Origin of the sequence: Blautia sp. HCN-20427, assembly GCF_037890365.1 — a bacterium.
In the GTDB taxonomy this organism is placed as follows: domain Bacteria; phylum Bacillota; class Clostridia; order Lachnospirales; family Lachnospiraceae; genus Blautia.
In genome coordinates, this window is record NZ_JBBKBX010000013.1 from 85,444 (window position 1) to 101,645 (window position 16,202).

The window sequence follows — 16,202 nt, forward strand, 5'->3', positions numbered from 1 at the left end:
TAGTAACAATTTAAGGAAAGAGGAGGAGTGGACTATGCGATACTACAGAAAAATAGCAGGTGAAAAAGTATATTTATCCCCCATGAATGCAGATGATGCAGAACAGTATACCGAGTGGCTGAACCGGCGTGATGTGACAGACAATGTAGGCAATACAGACCTTATGATGACGCTGGAAGGGGAGCGGGTCTGGATTTCCCAGGAGAGAGACCAGTATCAGTTTGCTATTGTAGAGCAGAGTTCCAACCGGCTTTTGGGAAACTGTGGGATTCAGAATATCAACTGGAGGAGAAGATGTGCCGAGATTGGGCTGTTTCTGGGAGAAGAGGAGAGCCGCGGAAAAGGATACGGACGTGAAGTACTGGAACTTTTGCAGGAATATGCGTTTGATGTGCTGAATTTACACAGTCTGTCTCTTCGGGTGTACAGCTTTAATACCCGGGCCATAAAGTGTTACGAAAAAGCAGGATTTTCCCACTGCGGAAGACTGCGGGAGGCTTATTATATCAATGGAATGTATCACGATATGCTTTTTATGGATATTTTAAAGGGTGAATGGCAAAAAAAACAAGAAAAGCGGTAGAAAAATTTTGATTTCCCATATATAATAGATACGATACGGATATATTATAGCCAAGGAGGAATTCAAACCCATGTATGATATGAAAATTTCTGATTCAGTTGTATTTATTGGCGTAAACGACAAGACCATTGATTTATTTGAAAGCCAGTATAAGGTTCCGAAAGGAGTTTCTTATAACTCTTATGTAATTTTAGATGAAAAAGTAGCAGTTATGGATACCGTAGATAAAAGAGCTACAGACCCGTGGCTGGAGAATCTGGACAAGGCTTTGGACGGACGCAGTGTGGACTATCTTGTGATTTCCCACCTGGAGCCGGATCACGCTTCCAACATTCAGCGTCTGGCAGAAAAGTATCCGGAAATGAAGCTGGTAGGAAATGCAAAAATTTTCTCTATGCTGCCGCAGTTCTTTGATTTTGATTTTTCTGAGAGAAAAGTAGTGGTAAAAGAAGGCGATACGTTAAGTCTGGGAAGCCATACCCTGCAGTTCTTTATGGCGCCTATGGTACACTGGCCGGAAGTTATGGTGGAATATGAGCAGTCCGAAAAGATTCTTTTCTCTGCAGACGGCTTTGGAAAGTTTGGCGCATTGGACGAAGAAGAGGACTGGACAGACGAAGCCAGAAGATATTTTATCAATATTGTAGGAAAATACGGTGTGCAGGTACAGAACTTATTAAAGAAAGCGGCAACTTTGGATATTCAGACTATCTGCCCGCTGCACGGACCGATTTTAAAAGAAAATCTGGGATTTTATATTGACAAATATCTGACTTGGAGCAGCTATGAACCGGAAGAAGACGGTGTTGTCATTGCGTATGCTTCTATTCACGGAAATACGGCAAAGGCAGCAGAAAAAATGGCTGAAATCCTGACCGATAAGGGGGCAAAGGCAGTAAGACTGTTTGATTTATCAAGAGATGATATGTCAGAAGCTGTTTCCTGCGCATTCCGTTATGACAAGCTGGTGGTTATGGCACCGACTTATGACGGTGCACTTTTCCCTGCCATGGAAGATTTCCTGTACCATCTGAAGGTGAAAACTTACAGAAAGAGAAAAGTGGGAATCGTGGAAAACGGTTCCTGGGCGCCTATGGCTGGTAAACTGATGAGAGCTTATTTGGAAGAGATGAAGGATATGGAAATCTGTGAGCCGGTTGTTTCGGTGAAATCTGTTATGAAGGAAGCAGATGTTCAGAATATGGAAACGCTGGCAGATGCACTTCTTGCTTAGTCACTGCCGGGGATATACAAAAGACAGGAGGGCTTTGTTATGAAGTGTCCGTTTTGCAATCAGGAGAATACAAGAGTCATTGATTCCAGGCCTGTGCCGGATAATAATTCCATCCGCAGACGGCGTCAGTGTGATGAATGTGGAAAGCGTTTCACTACTTATGAAAAGATTGAAACCATTCCGCTTACGGTTATCAAGAAAGACCAGAGCAGAGAGCAGTATGACCGTATGAAAATACAGGACGGCATTATGCGGGCCTGCTATAAGAGACCCATTTCCGTCAAAACCATTGAAAATCTTATGGACGAAATTGAGACAGAGATTTTCAACAAAGAGGAAAAAGAAGTTCCAAGCACACTGATTGGGGAAATTGTTATGGACAAACTCAAAGAATTGGATGCGGTGGCTTATGTTCGCTTTGCGTCTGTGTACAGGGAGTTTAAGGATATTGACACCTTTATGGATGAACTGAAAAAAATGATGAAATAGAAGTTTGTGCAAAAGTCCGTAAATACTGGGATGTCCCAGCATTTGCGGACTTTTAACATTTTGCTTATTGTTCTCCCAATTTGAAACAGCTTGTCTGGCAGAAAAGTCTTTACAGAATGCAATAAATATAGGAAATGAATAGGAATAGAATAGAAGCAAATTCTCTGTGTACCCCAAAAGATACTTGCATTTTCCCCTTACCATGTATAAAATAACCTTGACAATTACATAATGAGAGAACTGATATGTAAAAAGGAGATAGTCATGAAAAAAGTAAAAAGAATACTCATGTTGCTTTTGGTGATGACCCTTACTATTGTACTTGGCGGCTGCCAGGACGAAAAGGATGGGAACAAAGAATCTCAAAAAGACAGCAGTTCTCAGGAAACACAGGGAGAACCGACTATGGGCGGTTCTATAGTAGTAGGGATTCCTCAGGATTTGGAGGATAGTCTTGACCCACACAAATCGGTAGCGGCAGGAACGAAAGAAGTCCTATTCAACATTTATGAAGGTTTGGTAAAACCTGATGAACAGGGAAATTACACAGACGCAGTTGCGCAGTCCCATGAAATTTCAGAAGACGGAAAGGTGTATACCTTTGCTTTGAGACAGAATGTGAAATTTCACGACGGAACTACAGTGACCGCAGAAGATGTAAAATATTCGATTGAACGCTGCGCCGGTATCAGTGAGGGAACAACTCCGCTGGTAGCGGCGTTTTCTAATGTGGAGAAGGTAGAAATACCGGATGCACAGACGGTTGCCATTACATTAAAAGAGCCGGATACAGAATTTTTGGCTTATCTGACAGTGGCGATTGTTCCGCAACATGCAGCGGATTTGGACAAAAATCCGGTGGGAACAGGTCCGTTCCGGTATGTATCACGCTCTCCTCAGGAAAATATTGTAATAGAGAAATTTACAGATTACTGGGACAGCGAGCACCAGGCTTATCTGGACAAGGTAACCTTTAAAATTGCCGGAGACAGCAATGCCATTGTAACTGGATTAAAGAGCGGTTCCATAGATATGTATCCCAGAATCAATTCCACTCAGTCGGCTCAGCTTGCAGAGGATGAAGATTTGACCATTTATGAGGGAGGCATGAACCTGATTCAGGCGCTGTATTTGAACAATAAGGAAAAACCCTTTGATGATGTGAAGGTGCGTCAGGCTCTGTGCTATGCAGTCAACCGTCAGGAAGTGCTGGACATGATGGCAGACGGCAAAGGAACCATTATCGGCAGCAGTATGTTTCCTGCTTTTGAAAAGTACTATATGCCGGAATTGGCAGATAAATATCCGCAGGATATTGAGAAGGCAAAGCAGCTTTTAAAAGAGGCGGGTTATCCCGACGGATTTGAGATGACCATTACAGTACCAAACAACTATCAGCAGCATATTGACACGGCTCAGGTGCTGGCAGAGCAGTTAAAGCAGGTGGGCATTGACGCGCAGATTCAGCTGATAGAATGGGACAGCTGGCTCAGTGATGTGTATGCAGACCGAAAATTCCAGTCTACGGTTGTGGGAATTGACGCAGCTTATTTAAGCGGCAGAGCTCTTTTAGAGCGTTTTACCTCACAGGCAGGAACCAATTTTATCAATTACAGTAATCCGGAGTACGACAAGCTGTATGAGCAGGTGAAGAAGAGTACCAATGAGCAGGAACAAATAGAGCTGTATAAGAAAATGGAGACACTGTTAAGCGATGATGCAGCCAATGTCTATATTCAGGACATGGCGTCAGAAGTGGTACTGCGAAAGGACTACGGCGGCTATGTATTCTATCCGCTGTATGTGCTGGATATGGCAAAAATTTATAAAATCAAATAAGAATTAGAAAGAACAGGAGAAAAGGAGAAAGACAGAATATGAAATATGTGATTAAAAAAACAGGAACTCTCATTATAACGTTGTTGATTGTCTCATTCTTGTCTTTTTTTGCTTTCTCTGTAATTCCGGGAGACGCGGCAAGGTCAAAGCTGGGGACAGAAGCCACAGAGGAACAGGTAGAGGCCCTGCAAAAGGAAATGGGGCTGGATAAACCCATAGTGGTGCAGTATGGTATCTGGCTGAAAAATTTTGTGACAGGAGACATGGGAGAGTCCTACAGCTATTCCATGCCCGTGGCCCAGATGCTGAAGGAAAAAATTCCGGTGACCATAGCCATTACTCTGATGGCGTTTCTCATGATTCTGGCGCTGTCTGTGCCTTTGGGAATTTTTACGGCACAGCACGAGGGCGGCTGGCTGGACAGGATACTGATGGTTTTGAATCAGGTGGCCATGTCGGTGCCGGGATTTTTGCTGGGAATTGTTATCACCTATGTCTTCGGACTGGTGTTGAAGTGGTTTACACCCGGGGCTTATGTGGCGGCTTCGGAAGATTTTGCAGGGTTTCTGGGGTATCTCATAGCCCCCTGCGTGGCCATAGCCCTGCCCAGGTGTGCCATGGGTGTGAAAATGCTGCGAAGTTCTGTCATTTCTCAGATGGAAGCGGACTATGTGCGGACAGCTCTGGCCAGAGGAAATACGAAAAACAGAGTGATGTATCATCATGTTTTAAAAAATGCCCTGATTCCGGTGCTGACCTTCTGGGGCATGACCATTGCGGATATCATTGCAAACAGTATGATTATCGAGCAGGTTTTCACGATTCCGGGAATGGGAAGTTTGCTGATTTCCTCCATTTCCAACCGGGACTATCCGGTAGTACTGGGCATTATTGTACTGATTGCGGCTTTGGTGGTTGTGATTAACTTTATTGTGGATTTGCTGTACAGCAGGATTGACCCGCGTATCAGAATCCGGGAGTAAGGGGTGGAAAGATGAAGAAAAAACAGAAAAATTACAATTTGATTCTGGGGATTTTCATTGCCCTTTTTATGCTGCTGTTTCTTTTGGCGGGACTTTTTTATACGCCTTACGACCCGGACGCCATGAATGGGGCGGCCAAGTTTGCAGCTCCCGGTGCAGAGCACCTGTTTGGGTGCGACCACTTCGGAAGGGATATATTAAGCCGGGTGATGAAAGGAACAGGAACAACTTTTTTTGTGGCAGTGTCCACAGTCGTGTTGGGCGGCGGAATCGGAATTCTGGTGGGAGCTTTTACCGGGTATTTCGGCGGCTGGGTAGATGAAGTGCTCATGCGGTTTAACGACGTGGTTTTTTCCTTTCCCCATATTCTGCTGGCTCTGGTGTTCATCGGAGTTTTGGGACCGGGTAAATACAATGTGATACTGGCACTTTCTGTTGTCTTTATTCCCAGCTTTGCCAGAATTACCAGAGGTGAATTTCTGGCTCAGAAGGAAATGGATTATGTGAAAAGCGCCCGTCTTATGGGGGTTTCTCATCTGCGGATTATGTTTGTGCACATTTTTCCAAATACACTGCCTTCCGTGCTTTCCATGGCTGCCATTGGTTTTAACAATGCGGTGCTGGCAGAAGCGGGTATGAGTTATCTGGGAATCGGTGTACAGCCTCCGGATGCCTCTCTTGGAAGAATGTTGTCAGAATCCCAGACGTATCTTATGAGCGCTCCATGGTGCGCCATTTTTCCGGGGCTTTGTATTTTGCTGCTGGCTCTTGGATTTTCTCTTTTAAGTGATGGACTTTTAAAGAAAGGCGGGAAATAATATGAGCTTGTTGGAAATCAGACATCTGCAGCTGAAATTTTACGATACACAGCCCCCTCTGGAGGTGGTAAAAGATGTTTCTTTTGCCATGAAGGAGGGAGAAATACTGGGCATTGTAGGAGAATCCGGTTCCGGGAAAACCCAGACCGCCCTGTCGGTTCTGGGACTACTGAAAAAGCATGAGGAAATTTCTGCGGGCGAAATTCTCTTTGAGGGGAAAAATCTGGCAGAGTTTTCTCAAAAGGAACTGGAAGCTGTCCGGGGAAAAGATATCAGCATGATTTTCCAGGAGCCCATGACGTCTTTAAATCCTGTACTGCCTGTGGGGCAGCAGGTGGAAGAGGGCCTCAGGCTGCATACTTCCTATACAAAAGAGGAATGTAAAAAACGAGCCCTGGACATGCTGCGAGAGGTAGAATTAGCCGAAGTGGAGAATATTTACAACCGTTATCCCCATCAGCTTTCCGGAGGAATGAGACAGAGAATTATGATTGCAGCAGCCCTGGTGACAGAACCCAAACTTCTCATTGCAGACGAACCCACTACGGCATTGGATGTGACCATACAGAGCCAGATTTTGAAACTGCTAAAGAAAATCAATGAAAAACATCACACAGGAATTTTGTTTATATCCCATGATTTGGGTGTGATACGGCGGCTCTGTGACCGGGTGATTGTCATGAATCAGGGAAAAATTGTAGAAATGGGAACTGTGGAAGAGATTTTTCAAAAACCTCAGCAGGAATATACGAAAAAGCTGCTGGCCGCTGTTCCCACACGGGGAGAATCTCTGCGAAGAAGAAAAGGCGGTGAAACACAATGAAAAAGGTACTGGAAGTCAAACAGGTGTCTGTTTCTTATAAGGAAGGCAAAAGCCGGAAAGAAGTGTTAAAGGACATCAGCTTTGAAGTACGGGAAAACGAAATTCTGGGACTGGTAGGAGAGAGCGGATGTGGGAAATCCACACTGTCTAAGGCAATTTTGGGATTTGTAAAGACAGACGAGGGAGAGATTGTACATCATACAGAACGTCCCCAGATGATTTTTCAGGACCCTTTTTCTTCTCTGAATCCCAGTAAAAGGGTGGAATGGATTTTAGAAGAGCCTCTTCGTATGCAGAAAATACCAAAGGAACGGCGGAAGCAGAAGGTGCTTGCCATGGGAGAAAAGGTAGGGCTTACAACCGAGCAGCTTAGGCGTTATCCACGGGAGTTAAGCGGAGGACAGAGGCAGCGGGTGAGTATTGCTGCCGCGCTGATACAGGGAGCAAAATTTATTATTGCAGATGAGCCGGTATCTGCTCTTGATGTGACTATACAGAAGCAGATTATGGAACTTATGGTGCATCTGCAGGAGGAAATGGGACTGTCCATTCTGTTTATATCCCATGATTTGAACGTGATTTATCAGATGTGTGACCGGGTGATGGTCATGAAGGACGGAAAAATAGAAGAACAGCAGGATACGGAAGACTTATTTGCTCATCCGAAATCTTCCTACACGAAGCTGTTGTTGGAGGGACTGCCCCAGTAAAACGAGGCTGCCCCATGAAATTGCAAGCAGGAATGGATAAAGATTCTTGGTATGCACTTCATGGGGCAGTCTCTGTTTTTACGGTTACAGCAGAAGCTCTATGAGATTTTCGTAGATATCCTGGCTTTTCTCTTTCCAGTTGAGACATACGGCAGAAGCGGCTTCTTCCGTGGGGACGGCAATGGTTAAGTCTACCATTGGGAAGTCTCTTTTTTTCAAACGGCAGCGTACCTGCCAGCCCTCTTCTTCGCCCTTGTAATAATCGGCAATGGCAGACAGTTCTTCCCGCATCTGTATAATGTTTTCCTGAAAGAAAGCAGAAATATCGGCCTTGATACCATCGGAAATCTGGTCTCCGAAGTAGGAGAGGGTCTGTTCTCCCTGCTCGGTAATCTGGAAGTAAGAGGAATTTCGTATGGTTTTCGCCTCTATGAGATTGGAGTCAATGAGTTCCGAAATAGCCTGCTGTAAGTGGAAATAATTGGTGTATCCTTTGTCCAGCACAAAGCCGGAAATCTGGGCATTGGTCAGGGGAAAGTCCACCTTTTCCAGCATATACAGAATAATCAGTTTATAGAGTGTAAGAGGTTCCGACATTTTTTAATCCTCCTTATATTGTTTTCCCTGATAGGAATTTCTGATTTTACATTCCCGGTGCAGGGTGTTCAGCACAGTCCTTTTTGCGCTGCTCCATAAAGGCGCCAGCAGCAGGTCTTTGGGACCGTCTCCGGTGAGCCGGTGAATGACAATTTCCGGTGAGAGGTGTTCCAGACAGTCTATGAGCAAATCCAGATACTCTTCCATGGAATACACCTGAAATTTCCCTGCCAGATAATCGTCAGCCAAATCTGTGCCCCTAAGCACATGCAGAAGCTGCAGCTTAATTCCCTGGATGTCCATGCGGTTTAAATAGTTCATGGTAGCCAGGATATCGCTCTGTGTTTCATGGGGAAGTCCTAAAATAGTGTGTACGATGACTTCCAGGTTTCGTTCTCTTAAGTTTTTTACAGCTGTATCAAAGCAGGATAAAGGGTAGCCTCTCCGGATGTAGCGGGCTGTTTTCTCGTGAATGGTCTGCAGTCCAAGCTCTACCCACACAGGTTTTATGCGGTTCAGTTCTTCTAAGAGGTTCAGGACATCTTCTCCCAGACAATCCGGGCGCGTTCCGATAGAGAGCGCCACTACGTCTGGATGGGAAATGGCTTCTGTATAGACGCTCCGAAGGTATTCCACCGGGGCATAAGTATTGGTGTATGCCTGAAAATAGGCGATAAAGCTGTCTGCGTTTCTCTTTGCCCGAATACTTTTCGTCTGCTTTTCTATCTGCTGGGTAATGGTATCTCTCCGGTCCCCTGCAAAGTCCCCGGAACCGCCAGCACTGCAGAAAATACAGCCGCGGCTGCCCAGAGTGCCGTCCCGGTTGGGGCAGGTCATGCCGCCGTTTAGGGCTGCCTTATATACCTTGCCGTGAAAGCGTTCTTTTAGCATAGAATCAAAAGAGTGGTATGGTTTTCCGTTCCAGTTTTTCATTTGCCAGCCTTTCTTCTTACGTTTTCTATATCTATCATACCATTGTGGAAAATCTTTTACAAGTGTGAGAAAATTCAGGATTGTTTTTACTGAGGGGATATATTAAAATGTATAAAACACAGAACAGGAGAAACACTATGCAAATCAATCGAGAAGACATGCTTTTGCTTACCAGGCGCATGACTCCAAAGCGCACGTCCATTACCAGAATCGCCGGGTGTTATGTTGACAGCGAAGGCTTTATAGACGGAACTTTTAATACAGATTTTTTGAAACTTTCTCCAAGCGACAAGGAGAAAAATCTGGCGCTTGCAAAGGCAATTCCTTTTGCAAAGACCAACGAAGAACTAAAGAGAGAAAAATTTTCCGAGAAAGAAATGGGAAAAGAGGGATTATGGCAGCTTCTTTGGGCTATTCGGGACTGCGGACTGAAAAACGACGCTCTGCTGGACCTTTTCTATGAGCGTGTCATAGAGCTGTGCCAATTACCTTACGACTATGCCATTTACCTCTTTCATGACTGCTATGACATTCCGGCTAAGGCCGCGGACCATGAAAGATTGGGAGAATCTGAGCAGATCTTTGAATATTTTATCTGCGCCGTCTGCCCTGTGTCCGGCGATTACGAGCCGGGGAAACCGGTAGGAGGATTTTTGTTCCCGGCCTTTGAGGACGGGGGATGTCTGCTGGAATATATGGATATTTACCGTGCGGATTGACAAATCCTTTCTTTCCGTGGTATGGTGGTCTGGAACAAATATGTGAAAACGGACAAAGCGGGAATGAACGATATGAAAAACCAGAACAATAGAACAAAAGAGAAAAATATATGGAAAAAAGGGACTGTCATCGGACTGCTTTGCGTGCTTTTTGTACAGATGCTGGCAGGCTGTCAGCTTCCGGGAAGTGAGGCAGAGCCGGTGGAAAAGGGGATGCTCAAAGTGGGCATGCATCTGGAAATTCCCTCTATGTGTTATCTGTCGGAAGATACGAATAAGCCGGAGGGATTTGATGTGGAACTGGCAGGCAAGCTGGCGGAAAAAATGGGATTGGAATTGGAAATTGTAGACACCTCAGAGGAAAATCTGCTGAAATCACTGGACGCAGATTTGTATGATTGTGTGATTTCCTCTGTGGGACTTTCAGACTGGAATGAAGCCCATTACTCCCACACCTCTCCCTATGCGGACATTTCTTCCGTGAAGGAAAAAACAGGACAGGATACCGAATATACAGAACTTGCGGTGTTTACAAAAAAAGGAAATCCTATGACAAAGAAGCTGGAAGAAAATCTTCAGGAATTAAAGAAAGACGGAACCTTAAAAGAACTTTCCCAGAAATATTTTGAGAAAGATATTACTGTGGCAGCACAGACAAAAGAATAGAGAAAATTTTATCTTTTCAAGAGGAGAATCATGGAAATATGCCCTATGATTCTCCTGTTTTTTTGTATAAAATTACGACGGATTTTTTCAAAAAACAACTTGATTTTTTGCAGGAGGAATGGTAGCATGAAGATATAGTTTAATGACTAAACTAAGTAAGGAGGTTTCAGTGCGTGATGAATATTTTGAAGGTTACAGACCCGGCCTTTCAAGCGTATGGCAAAGTAGTGGAGGGCATGGATGTATCTGAACTTCTCACAGCTTTAAAGGAAGTTCCACAGCCGGATGATGTGATTTATGTGGCATCGGACAGCAAGCTGGAAGCATGCGGCTGCTGTGAAGAGATTGGCAATAGTCTGTTTGGAGGAATGCCCATACAGATTGGATACTGCAGCGGCAGCAATTATCTGCTGAATGCAGTGGAGTATCACAGAGACTCTGAAGTGAATGTGGCTCTTACCGATTTGATTCTGATTCTGGGAAAAGAACAGGACATTGAAGAGGATTTTACATACGACACTTCTAAGATGGAGGCCTTTTTCATACCTGCGGGAACCGTGGTGGAAGTCTATGCCACAACACTGCACTATGCGCCGTGCAATGCCCATGAAAACAAGTTCTGCACTGCCGTTGTGCTGCCAAAAGGAACCAATACAGAAGCACCGAAAACCACGGGAAATACACCTGAGGATAAGTTGCTTTTTGCAAGAAACAAATGGCTCATTGCCCATAAAGAGGCAAACATTGAGGGTGCTTTTGAAGGCTTAAAGGGCGAAAATTTATCTATAAAATAAGAGAGAATATGACAAGAATCAGGAGGAAAATACTATGAATTTATCAAATATGCCAGAATTAAAATTAGGAATCGTGGCAGTAAGCCGTGACTGTTTCCCAATGTCTTTATCTGAAAACAGAAGAAAAGCAGTTGTGGAAGCATATAAGAAAAACTTTGGCGGAGAAATCTACGAATGTCCTGTTGTTGTGGAAAGCGAAACCGATATGATGAAGGCTTCTAAGGATTTAAGAGAGGCAGGCTGCAACGCACAGGTAGTTTACCTTGGAAACTTCGGACCGGAAACAGAAGAAACCATGCTGGTAAAAGCATTCCACGGTCCGTCCATGGTAGTTGCAGCAGCAGAAGAAGGCAACCTGGTGCAGGGCAGAGGCGACGCTTACTGCGGTATGTTAAATGCAAGCTACAACTTAAAACTGCGTAACTTAAAAGCATACATTCCGGAATATCCGGTTGGAACTGCTGAAGAAGTAGCAGAAATGATTCATGAATTTGCACCGGTTGCAAGAGCATTAGTTGCGGTAAGAAACTTAAAAATCATCAGCTTTGGTCCTCGTCCGACCAACTTTCTGGCCTGCAATGCGCCTATTAAGAGATTATATGATTTAGGTGTGGAAATCGAAGAAAACTCAGAGTTAGACTTATTTGAAGCATTCAACAAACATGCAGATGACCCGCGTATTCCTGACGTAGTAAAAGAAATGGAAGCAGAGCTTGGTGAAGGCAACATGAAACCGGAAATTCTGCCAAAACTGGCACAGTACGAAATCACTCTTTTAGACTGGGTGGAAGCACACAAAGGCTGCAGAAAATATGTGACACTGACAACCAAATGCTGGCCTGCTTTCCAGACACAGTTTGGCTTTGTTCCATGTTATGTAAATAGCCGTCTGACAGACAGAGGCATTCCGGTTTCCTGCGAAGTAGATATCTGGGGAACTTTAAGCGAATATATCGGTACAGTTATCAGCCAGGATACCGTTACTCTGCTGGATATTAACAATACCGTTCCGGCATATATTTACGATGATGAAATCAAAGGAAAATACAACTATACACAGAAAGATACGTTTATGGGCTTCCACTGCGGAAATACAGCAGCAAGCAAGCTGACAGCATGTTCTATGAAATATCAGATGATTATGGCCAGAACTCTGCCGGAAGAAGTAACACAGGGAACTCTGGAAGGAGATATCATTCCGGGCGACATTACCTTCTATCGTCTCCAGAGCACTGCAGACTGCAAACTTCGCGCTTACATTGCACAGGGTGAGGTTCTGCCTGTAGCAACACAGAGCTTTGGCGGTATCGGTATCTTTGCAATTCCGGAAATGGGACGTTTCTACCGTCATGTACTGGTAGAGAAAAATTATCCGCACCACGGAGCCGTTGCTTTCGGACACTTTGGAAAAGCCCTGTATGAAGTATTCAAATACCTGGGTGTAGAGGTGGAAGAAATCAATTACAATCAGCCGAAGGGAACACTGTATCCGACAGAAAACCCATTTGCATAAAAGGAGAAAAGCATGTTATATATTGGTGTTGATTTAGGAACCTCTGCAGTCAAACTGCTTTTGATGGACGCAGAGGGCAAGATTCAGAAAATTGTTTCCAGAGAATATCCGCTGTCTTTCCCGCACCCCGGCTGGTCCGAACAGAATCCGGAGGACTGGTGGAAGCAGAGTCTTGAGGGAATCAAAGAACTGACAGCAGAGTGCGACAAGAGCCAGGTGGCAGGTATCAGTTTTGGCGGCCAGATGCATGGTCTGGTGATTCTGGATGAAAAGGACGAAGTCATTCGTCCTGCCATCCTCTGGAATGATGGAAGAACCGGAAAAGAAACCGACTATTTGAATCAGGTGATTGGGAAAGAAAAACTGTCCGAGTATACGGCAAACATTGCCTTTGCAGGCTTTACCGCACCGAAAATTCTCTGGGTAAAAGAGCATGAACCTGAAAACTTTCAGAAAATCAAAAAAATCATGCTGCCAAAGGATTATCTGGCGTATAAACTGTCTGGGGTACACTGCAGCGATATGTCCGATGCCTCCGGCATGCTGCTTCTGGATGTGAAGAACCGTTGCTGGTCTAAGGAAATGCTGGATATCTGCGGTATTTCAGAAGAACAGATGCCAGAGCTTTTTGAAAGCTATGAAACCGTAGGCACTCTGAAACCGGAACTGGCAGAGGAACTGGGAATTCCCGCTTCCTGTAAAATCGTGGCAGGGGCCGGAGACAATGCCGCTGCTGCTGTGGGAACAGGAACCGTAGGAGACGGAAGATGCAATATTTCTCTGGGAACCAGCGGAACGATCTTTATTTCCAGCAAGGAGTTTGGCGTAGACCCATACAATGCCCTTCATGCTTTTGCACACGCAGATGGGAACTATCATCTCATGGGCTGTATGTTAAGCGCGGCTTCCTGCAATAAATGGTGGATGGATGAAATTATCGGTACTGCGGACTATGCAGGAGAACAGGCAAAGATTACAAAGTTGGGAGAGAACAAGGTATTTTTCCTGCCGTATCTTATGGGCGAGCGTTCTCCTCACAACAATCCCAATGCCAGGGGAACCTTTATCGGACTTACTATGGACAGTACCAGAGCCGATATGACACAGGCCGTTTTAGAGGGCGTGGCTTTTGCTATCCGGGATTCCTTTGAAGTGGCAAAATCGCTGGGAATTCAGATTGAGAGAACTAAAATCTGCGGCGGCGGGGCAAAGAGTCCGTTGTGGAAAAAGATGATTGCAAACATTCTGAATGTAAAAGTGGATGTCATTGAGTCCGAGGAAGGCCCGGCTCTTGGGGGCGCTATGCTGGCGGCTGTGGCAAACGGAGAGTATACCTCCGTGGAGGAAGCGGCAGAGAAGATTGTAAAAGTCATTGACACCGTGGAACCGGAGCCGGAACTGGCTGCTAAATATGAAGAAAAATATCGGAAATTTGCAAAAATTTATCCGACTGTAAAAGAATTATTTGGAGAAATTATTTAATATACCTGAGACACAAGGGAAAGGACTGCGGAAGTACTGCTTCTGCGGTTCTTTTGTGTTATACTGAACTAAAAAACAGAAAGGAATGATACAAAGTGCGAGATATTTTAGATGTACACACCCATACACTTGCCAGCGGACATGCGTACAACACCATGCGGGAAATGGCAAAGGCAGCTTCTGAGAAGGGACTGGAAATTCTGGGGATTACCGAACACGCAGTGTCCATGCCGGGAACCTGCGGTGCCTTTTATTTTGAAAATCTGAAAATGGTGGAGAGAAGTATGTACGGTGTGGAACTGCTGTTGGGGGCAGAGGTAAACATTATGGATTATGAGGGCCGCGTGGACATGGAAGACAGCACCATGAAGAAAATGGACATGGTGATAGCCAGCCTTCACATTCCCTGTATCAAACCGGGAACCAGAGAAGAAAACACACAGACCTGCCTGGAAGTCATGAAAAATCCCTATGTCAATATCATAGGACATCCCGATGACGGCAGATATCCCATAGATTATCTGGCCCTGGTGCAGGCAGCGAAGGAGTATGGCGTCCTTTTAGAAGTCAATAACAATTCTCTGGACCCCAGATGTACCCGGCAGGGCGGTGAGGAAAACATCAGAACTATGCTGAAATACTGCCGGGAATATGAAGTGCCCGTGGTAGCAAACAGTGACGCCCATACAGATACTCTGGTAGGTTTTCATAAATATGCATTTGAAATTTTCCGGGATATGAAGTTTCCGGAAGAACTGATTGTAAACAGAAGCGGGGCAGAATTAAAGAAGTATGTTAACAAATACAGGAATTTATAAAATTTTTAGAAAAATTCCTAAAAATATGCCTTTGGATTCTTTACTTTAAAAATTTACTGTGCTAATATATATGTGAGTGATGAAAGGTATAACTGGTAAAGTGCTAATGCACAAAAGGAAGCATGGCACAGCCCTTGGCAGAGGCCTTTCAGGGGTGCATACTACAAATGTAAGGAGAACATGGATTATGAGTAAGAAAATTCATACAGAGGCAGTTGATTCTTTGTTTGACGCTGTTCTGAGTTTAAAGAACAAAGAAGAATGTTATTTATTTTTTGAAGATGTGTGTACAGTAAATGAAATTTTATCTTTATCCCAGCGTTTCGAAGTGGCAAAAATGTTGAAGGAAAAGAGAACTTATCTGGAAATTTCTGAGAAAACAGGTGCATCCACAGCTACCATCAGCCGTGTCAACAGAAGCCTGAACTATGGAAATGACGGATATGATATGGTATTTGAGCGAATTGAAGACGGAAAATAAAATATTCGTGGTACAGTACAAAAAACGGTAGCAGAAATTTCTGTTACCGTTTTTTTGACTTTTCATCAGAAGCAGGCGTCATCTGGTCAATGAGATTTTCGATGACCTGCTTTTTTACATAAACATCAAAACTTAACATGCAGATAAATGCAAATTTCTGTAAAAATTCCTGTTCTGTGGTATCTGCATCCGGAAAGGAAGTTCCGGCCTTCCGGAATTTTCTGGTAATATCTTTTACCAGAGGTTCAATCTGTTCCAGCTCCAGATTCATGATTTCTTCATAGACTTCTGTAAGCTTCAGACTTCCCTCGCCGGGGAAAAACTGTTCTGCCACAGGACCAAGAAGCACCTGAATATCACTGATGGACATAATATTTTTAAAATAATAAATAAATGTCAGCATCAGAATGTGTTCTTTGGAATATTTTTTCTTCACAGGCGGCGGCAGGAGATGGTTCTTGGCATAATTGTTAATCATGGTCTTGGTCAGAACCTTGTCCTCGGGATGACGTTTGGAGGAAGAGAGATGTTCTTCCATGAAAGTAGTCACCTGATCCATATATAAATGAATGCCGGGAATCTCTTCCAGCTTGATGTAATCAATGCGGGAGATACTGGCGAGAATACTGTTTAAAATGTCTTTTGTGTCTATTGTCATATGTTATCACCTCTGCTCCTCATTATATAGTTTTTAAAACTATTTGTAAAGAGGGAAATCCG

Annotated in this window: 18 protein-coding genes; 15 read left to right on the plus strand and 3 right to left on the minus strand. The window is 44.3% G+C overall.

Annotated features, from left to right (window positions below; genetic code table 11):
- Window positions 1-34 precede the first annotated feature (34 nt).
- The 8 genes from WKT17_RS09600 (at window position 35) to WKT17_RS09635 (ending at window position 7,479) form a co-directional block, all read left to right on the plus strand.
- Entirely contained in the window at window positions 35-583 is a 549-nt protein-coding gene (locus tag WKT17_RS09600) for a GNAT family N-acetyltransferase (RefSeq protein ID WP_291681450.1), read from the plus strand.
- Window positions 584-653: 70 nt separating this feature from the next.
- The gene (locus WKT17_RS09605) at window positions 654-1,817 is read left to right on the plus strand and encodes an FprA family A-type flavoprotein (protein ID WP_291681449.1); all 1,164 of its coding nucleotides are present in this window, start codon (window positions 654-656) and stop codon (window positions 1,815-1,817) included.
- 39 nt (window positions 1,818-1,856) lie between these two features.
- The gene (gene nrdR / locus WKT17_RS09610; RefSeq protein ID WP_173747848.1) at window positions 1,857-2,306 is read left to right on the plus strand and encodes a transcriptional regulator NrdR; all 450 of its coding nucleotides are present in this window, start codon (window positions 1,857-1,859) and stop codon (window positions 2,304-2,306) included.
- 264 nt (window positions 2,307-2,570) lie between these two features.
- A complete protein-coding gene (locus WKT17_RS09615; RefSeq protein WP_173747846.1) occupies window positions 2,571-4,145 on the plus strand; it encodes an ABC transporter substrate-binding protein in 1,575 nt (524 codons plus the stop codon).
- A gap of 38 nt (window positions 4,146-4,183) precedes the next feature.
- The gene (locus tag WKT17_RS09620) at window positions 4,184-5,128 is read left to right on the plus strand and encodes an ABC transporter permease (RefSeq protein ID WP_291681447.1); all 945 of its coding nucleotides are present in this window, start codon (window positions 4,184-4,186) and stop codon (window positions 5,126-5,128) included.
- 11 nt (window positions 5,129-5,139) lie between these two features.
- A complete protein-coding gene (locus WKT17_RS09625; protein WP_291681446.1) occupies window positions 5,140-5,946 on the plus strand; it encodes an ABC transporter permease in 807 nt (268 codons plus the stop codon).
- A gap of 1 nt (window position 5,947) precedes the next feature.
- A complete protein-coding gene (locus tag WKT17_RS09630) occupies window positions 5,948-6,769 on the plus strand; it encodes an ABC transporter ATP-binding protein (RefSeq protein WP_173747840.1) in 822 nt (273 codons plus the stop codon).
- Window positions 6,766-7,479: an ABC transporter ATP-binding protein gene (locus WKT17_RS09635; protein ID WP_173747838.1), complete on the plus strand. Its 714-nt coding sequence runs from the start codon at window positions 6,766-6,768 to the stop codon at window positions 7,477-7,479. The genes WKT17_RS09630 and WKT17_RS09635 overlap by 4 nt, the downstream gene beginning before the upstream one ends.
- Window positions 7,480-7,563: 84 nt before the next feature.
- Here WKT17_RS09635 and WKT17_RS09640 read toward each other — a convergent pair whose 3' ends face one another.
- Both WKT17_RS09640 and WKT17_RS09645 read right to left on the minus strand, forming a co-directional pair.
- Window positions 7,564-8,076 carry a DUF4364 family protein gene (locus WKT17_RS09640; protein ID WP_291681444.1) on the minus strand — a complete coding sequence of 171 codons (513 nt, stop codon included), beginning with the start codon at window positions 8,074-8,076 and terminating at the stop codon, window positions 7,564-7,566.
- A 3-nt stretch (window positions 8,077-8,079) separates the two neighbouring features.
- Entirely contained in the window at window positions 8,080-9,009 is a 930-nt protein-coding gene (locus WKT17_RS09645) for a TIGR01212 family radical SAM protein (RefSeq protein ID WP_173747834.1), read from the minus strand.
- Between the two features lie 137 nt (window positions 9,010-9,146).
- Here WKT17_RS09645 and WKT17_RS09650 point away from each other — a divergent pair, with 137 nt between their 5' ends.
- From WKT17_RS09650 to WKT17_RS09680, 7 genes are all read left to right on the plus strand, one after another.
- Complete coding sequence (locus tag WKT17_RS09650) at window positions 9,147-9,728, plus strand: DUF4317 family protein (protein WP_291681442.1); 582 nt, start codon at window positions 9,147-9,149, stop codon at window positions 9,726-9,728.
- A 42-nt stretch (window positions 9,729-9,770) separates the two neighbouring features.
- Window positions 9,771-10,394: a transporter substrate-binding domain-containing protein gene (locus WKT17_RS09655; RefSeq protein ID WP_340272569.1), complete on the plus strand. Its 624-nt coding sequence runs from the start codon at window positions 9,771-9,773 to the stop codon at window positions 10,392-10,394.
- Window positions 10,395-10,570: 176 nt separating this feature from the next.
- Complete coding sequence (locus WKT17_RS09660) at window positions 10,571-11,188, plus strand: DUF4867 family protein (RefSeq protein ID WP_291681473.1); 618 nt, start codon at window positions 10,571-10,573, stop codon at window positions 11,186-11,188.
- A 34-nt stretch (window positions 11,189-11,222) separates the two neighbouring features.
- Window positions 11,223-12,701, plus strand: a complete 1,479-nt coding sequence (locus tag WKT17_RS09665; RefSeq protein WP_173747830.1) for an L-fucose/L-arabinose isomerase family protein — start codon at window positions 11,223-11,225, stop codon at window positions 12,699-12,701.
- A 12-nt stretch (window positions 12,702-12,713) separates the two neighbouring features.
- A complete protein-coding gene (gene xylB / locus WKT17_RS09670; RefSeq protein WP_173747828.1) occupies window positions 12,714-14,183 on the plus strand; it encodes a xylulokinase in 1,470 nt (489 codons plus the stop codon).
- Window positions 14,184-14,278: 95 nt separating this feature from the next.
- Window positions 14,279-15,001, plus strand: a complete 723-nt coding sequence (locus tag WKT17_RS09675; protein ID WP_173747826.1) for a phosphatase — start codon at window positions 14,279-14,281, stop codon at window positions 14,999-15,001.
- A 187-nt stretch (window positions 15,002-15,188) separates the two neighbouring features.
- A complete protein-coding gene (locus WKT17_RS09680; protein ID WP_173747823.1) occupies window positions 15,189-15,482 on the plus strand; it encodes a YerC/YecD family TrpR-related protein in 294 nt (97 codons plus the stop codon).
- Window positions 15,483-15,525: 43 nt separating this feature from the next.
- On the opposite strand, the gene WKT17_RS09685 is transcribed toward WKT17_RS09680, so the two are convergent.
- Entirely contained in the window at window positions 15,526-16,140 is a 615-nt protein-coding gene (locus tag WKT17_RS09685; RefSeq protein ID WP_173747821.1) for a DUF1836 domain-containing protein, read from the minus strand.
- Window positions 16,141-16,202: the final 62 nt, after the last annotated feature.

What these genes read in the sequence shown, in the direction of transcription:
- WKT17_RS09620 (WP_291681447.1), top strand. Translation starts at nt 4,184, where the DNA reads ATGAAATATGTGATTAAAAAAACAGGAACTCTCATTATAACGTTGTTG.
- WKT17_RS09625 (WP_291681446.1), top strand. Translation starts at nt 5,140, where the DNA reads ATGAAGAAAAAACAGAAAAATTACAATTTGATTCTGGGGATTTTCATT.
- WKT17_RS09605 (WP_291681449.1), top strand. Translation starts at nt 654, where the DNA reads ATGTATGATATGAAAATTTCTGATTCAGTTGTATTTATTGGCGTAAAC.
- WKT17_RS09650 (WP_291681442.1), top strand. Translation starts at nt 9,147, where the DNA reads ATGCAAATCAATCGAGAAGACATGCTTTTGCTTACCAGGCGCATGACT.
- WKT17_RS09600 (WP_291681450.1), top strand. Translation starts at nt 35, where the DNA reads ATGCGATACTACAGAAAAATAGCAGGTGAAAAAGTATATTTATCCCCC.
- nrdR (WP_173747848.1), top strand. Translation starts at nt 1,857, where the DNA reads ATGAAGTGTCCGTTTTGCAATCAGGAGAATACAAGAGTCATTGATTCC.
- WKT17_RS09660 (WP_291681473.1), top strand. Translation starts at nt 10,571, where the DNA reads ATGAATATTTTGAAGGTTACAGACCCGGCCTTTCAAGCGTATGGCAAA.
- WKT17_RS09640 (WP_291681444.1), bottom strand. Translation starts at nt 8,076, where the DNA reads ATGTCGGAACCTCTTACACTCTATAAACTGATTATTCTGTATATGCTG.
- WKT17_RS09615 (WP_173747846.1), top strand. Translation starts at nt 2,571, where the DNA reads ATGAAAAAAGTAAAAAGAATACTCATGTTGCTTTTGGTGATGACCCTT.
- WKT17_RS09645 (WP_173747834.1), bottom strand. Translation starts at nt 9,009, where the DNA reads ATGAAAAACTGGAACGGAAAACCATACCACTCTTTTGATTCTATGCTA.
- WKT17_RS09680 (WP_173747823.1), top strand. Translation starts at nt 15,189, where the DNA reads ATGAGTAAGAAAATTCATACAGAGGCAGTTGATTCTTTGTTTGACGCT.
- WKT17_RS09685 (WP_173747821.1), bottom strand. Translation starts at nt 16,140, where the DNA reads ATGACAATAGACACAAAAGACATTTTAAACAGTATTCTCGCCAGTATC.
- WKT17_RS09635 (WP_173747838.1), top strand. Translation starts at nt 6,766, where the DNA reads ATGAAAAAGGTACTGGAAGTCAAACAGGTGTCTGTTTCTTATAAGGAA.
- xylB (WP_173747828.1), top strand. Translation starts at nt 12,714, where the DNA reads ATGTTATATATTGGTGTTGATTTAGGAACCTCTGCAGTCAAACTGCTT.
- WKT17_RS09665 (WP_173747830.1), top strand. Translation starts at nt 11,223, where the DNA reads ATGAATTTATCAAATATGCCAGAATTAAAATTAGGAATCGTGGCAGTA.
- WKT17_RS09630 (WP_173747840.1), top strand. Translation starts at nt 5,948, where the DNA reads ATGAGCTTGTTGGAAATCAGACATCTGCAGCTGAAATTTTACGATACA.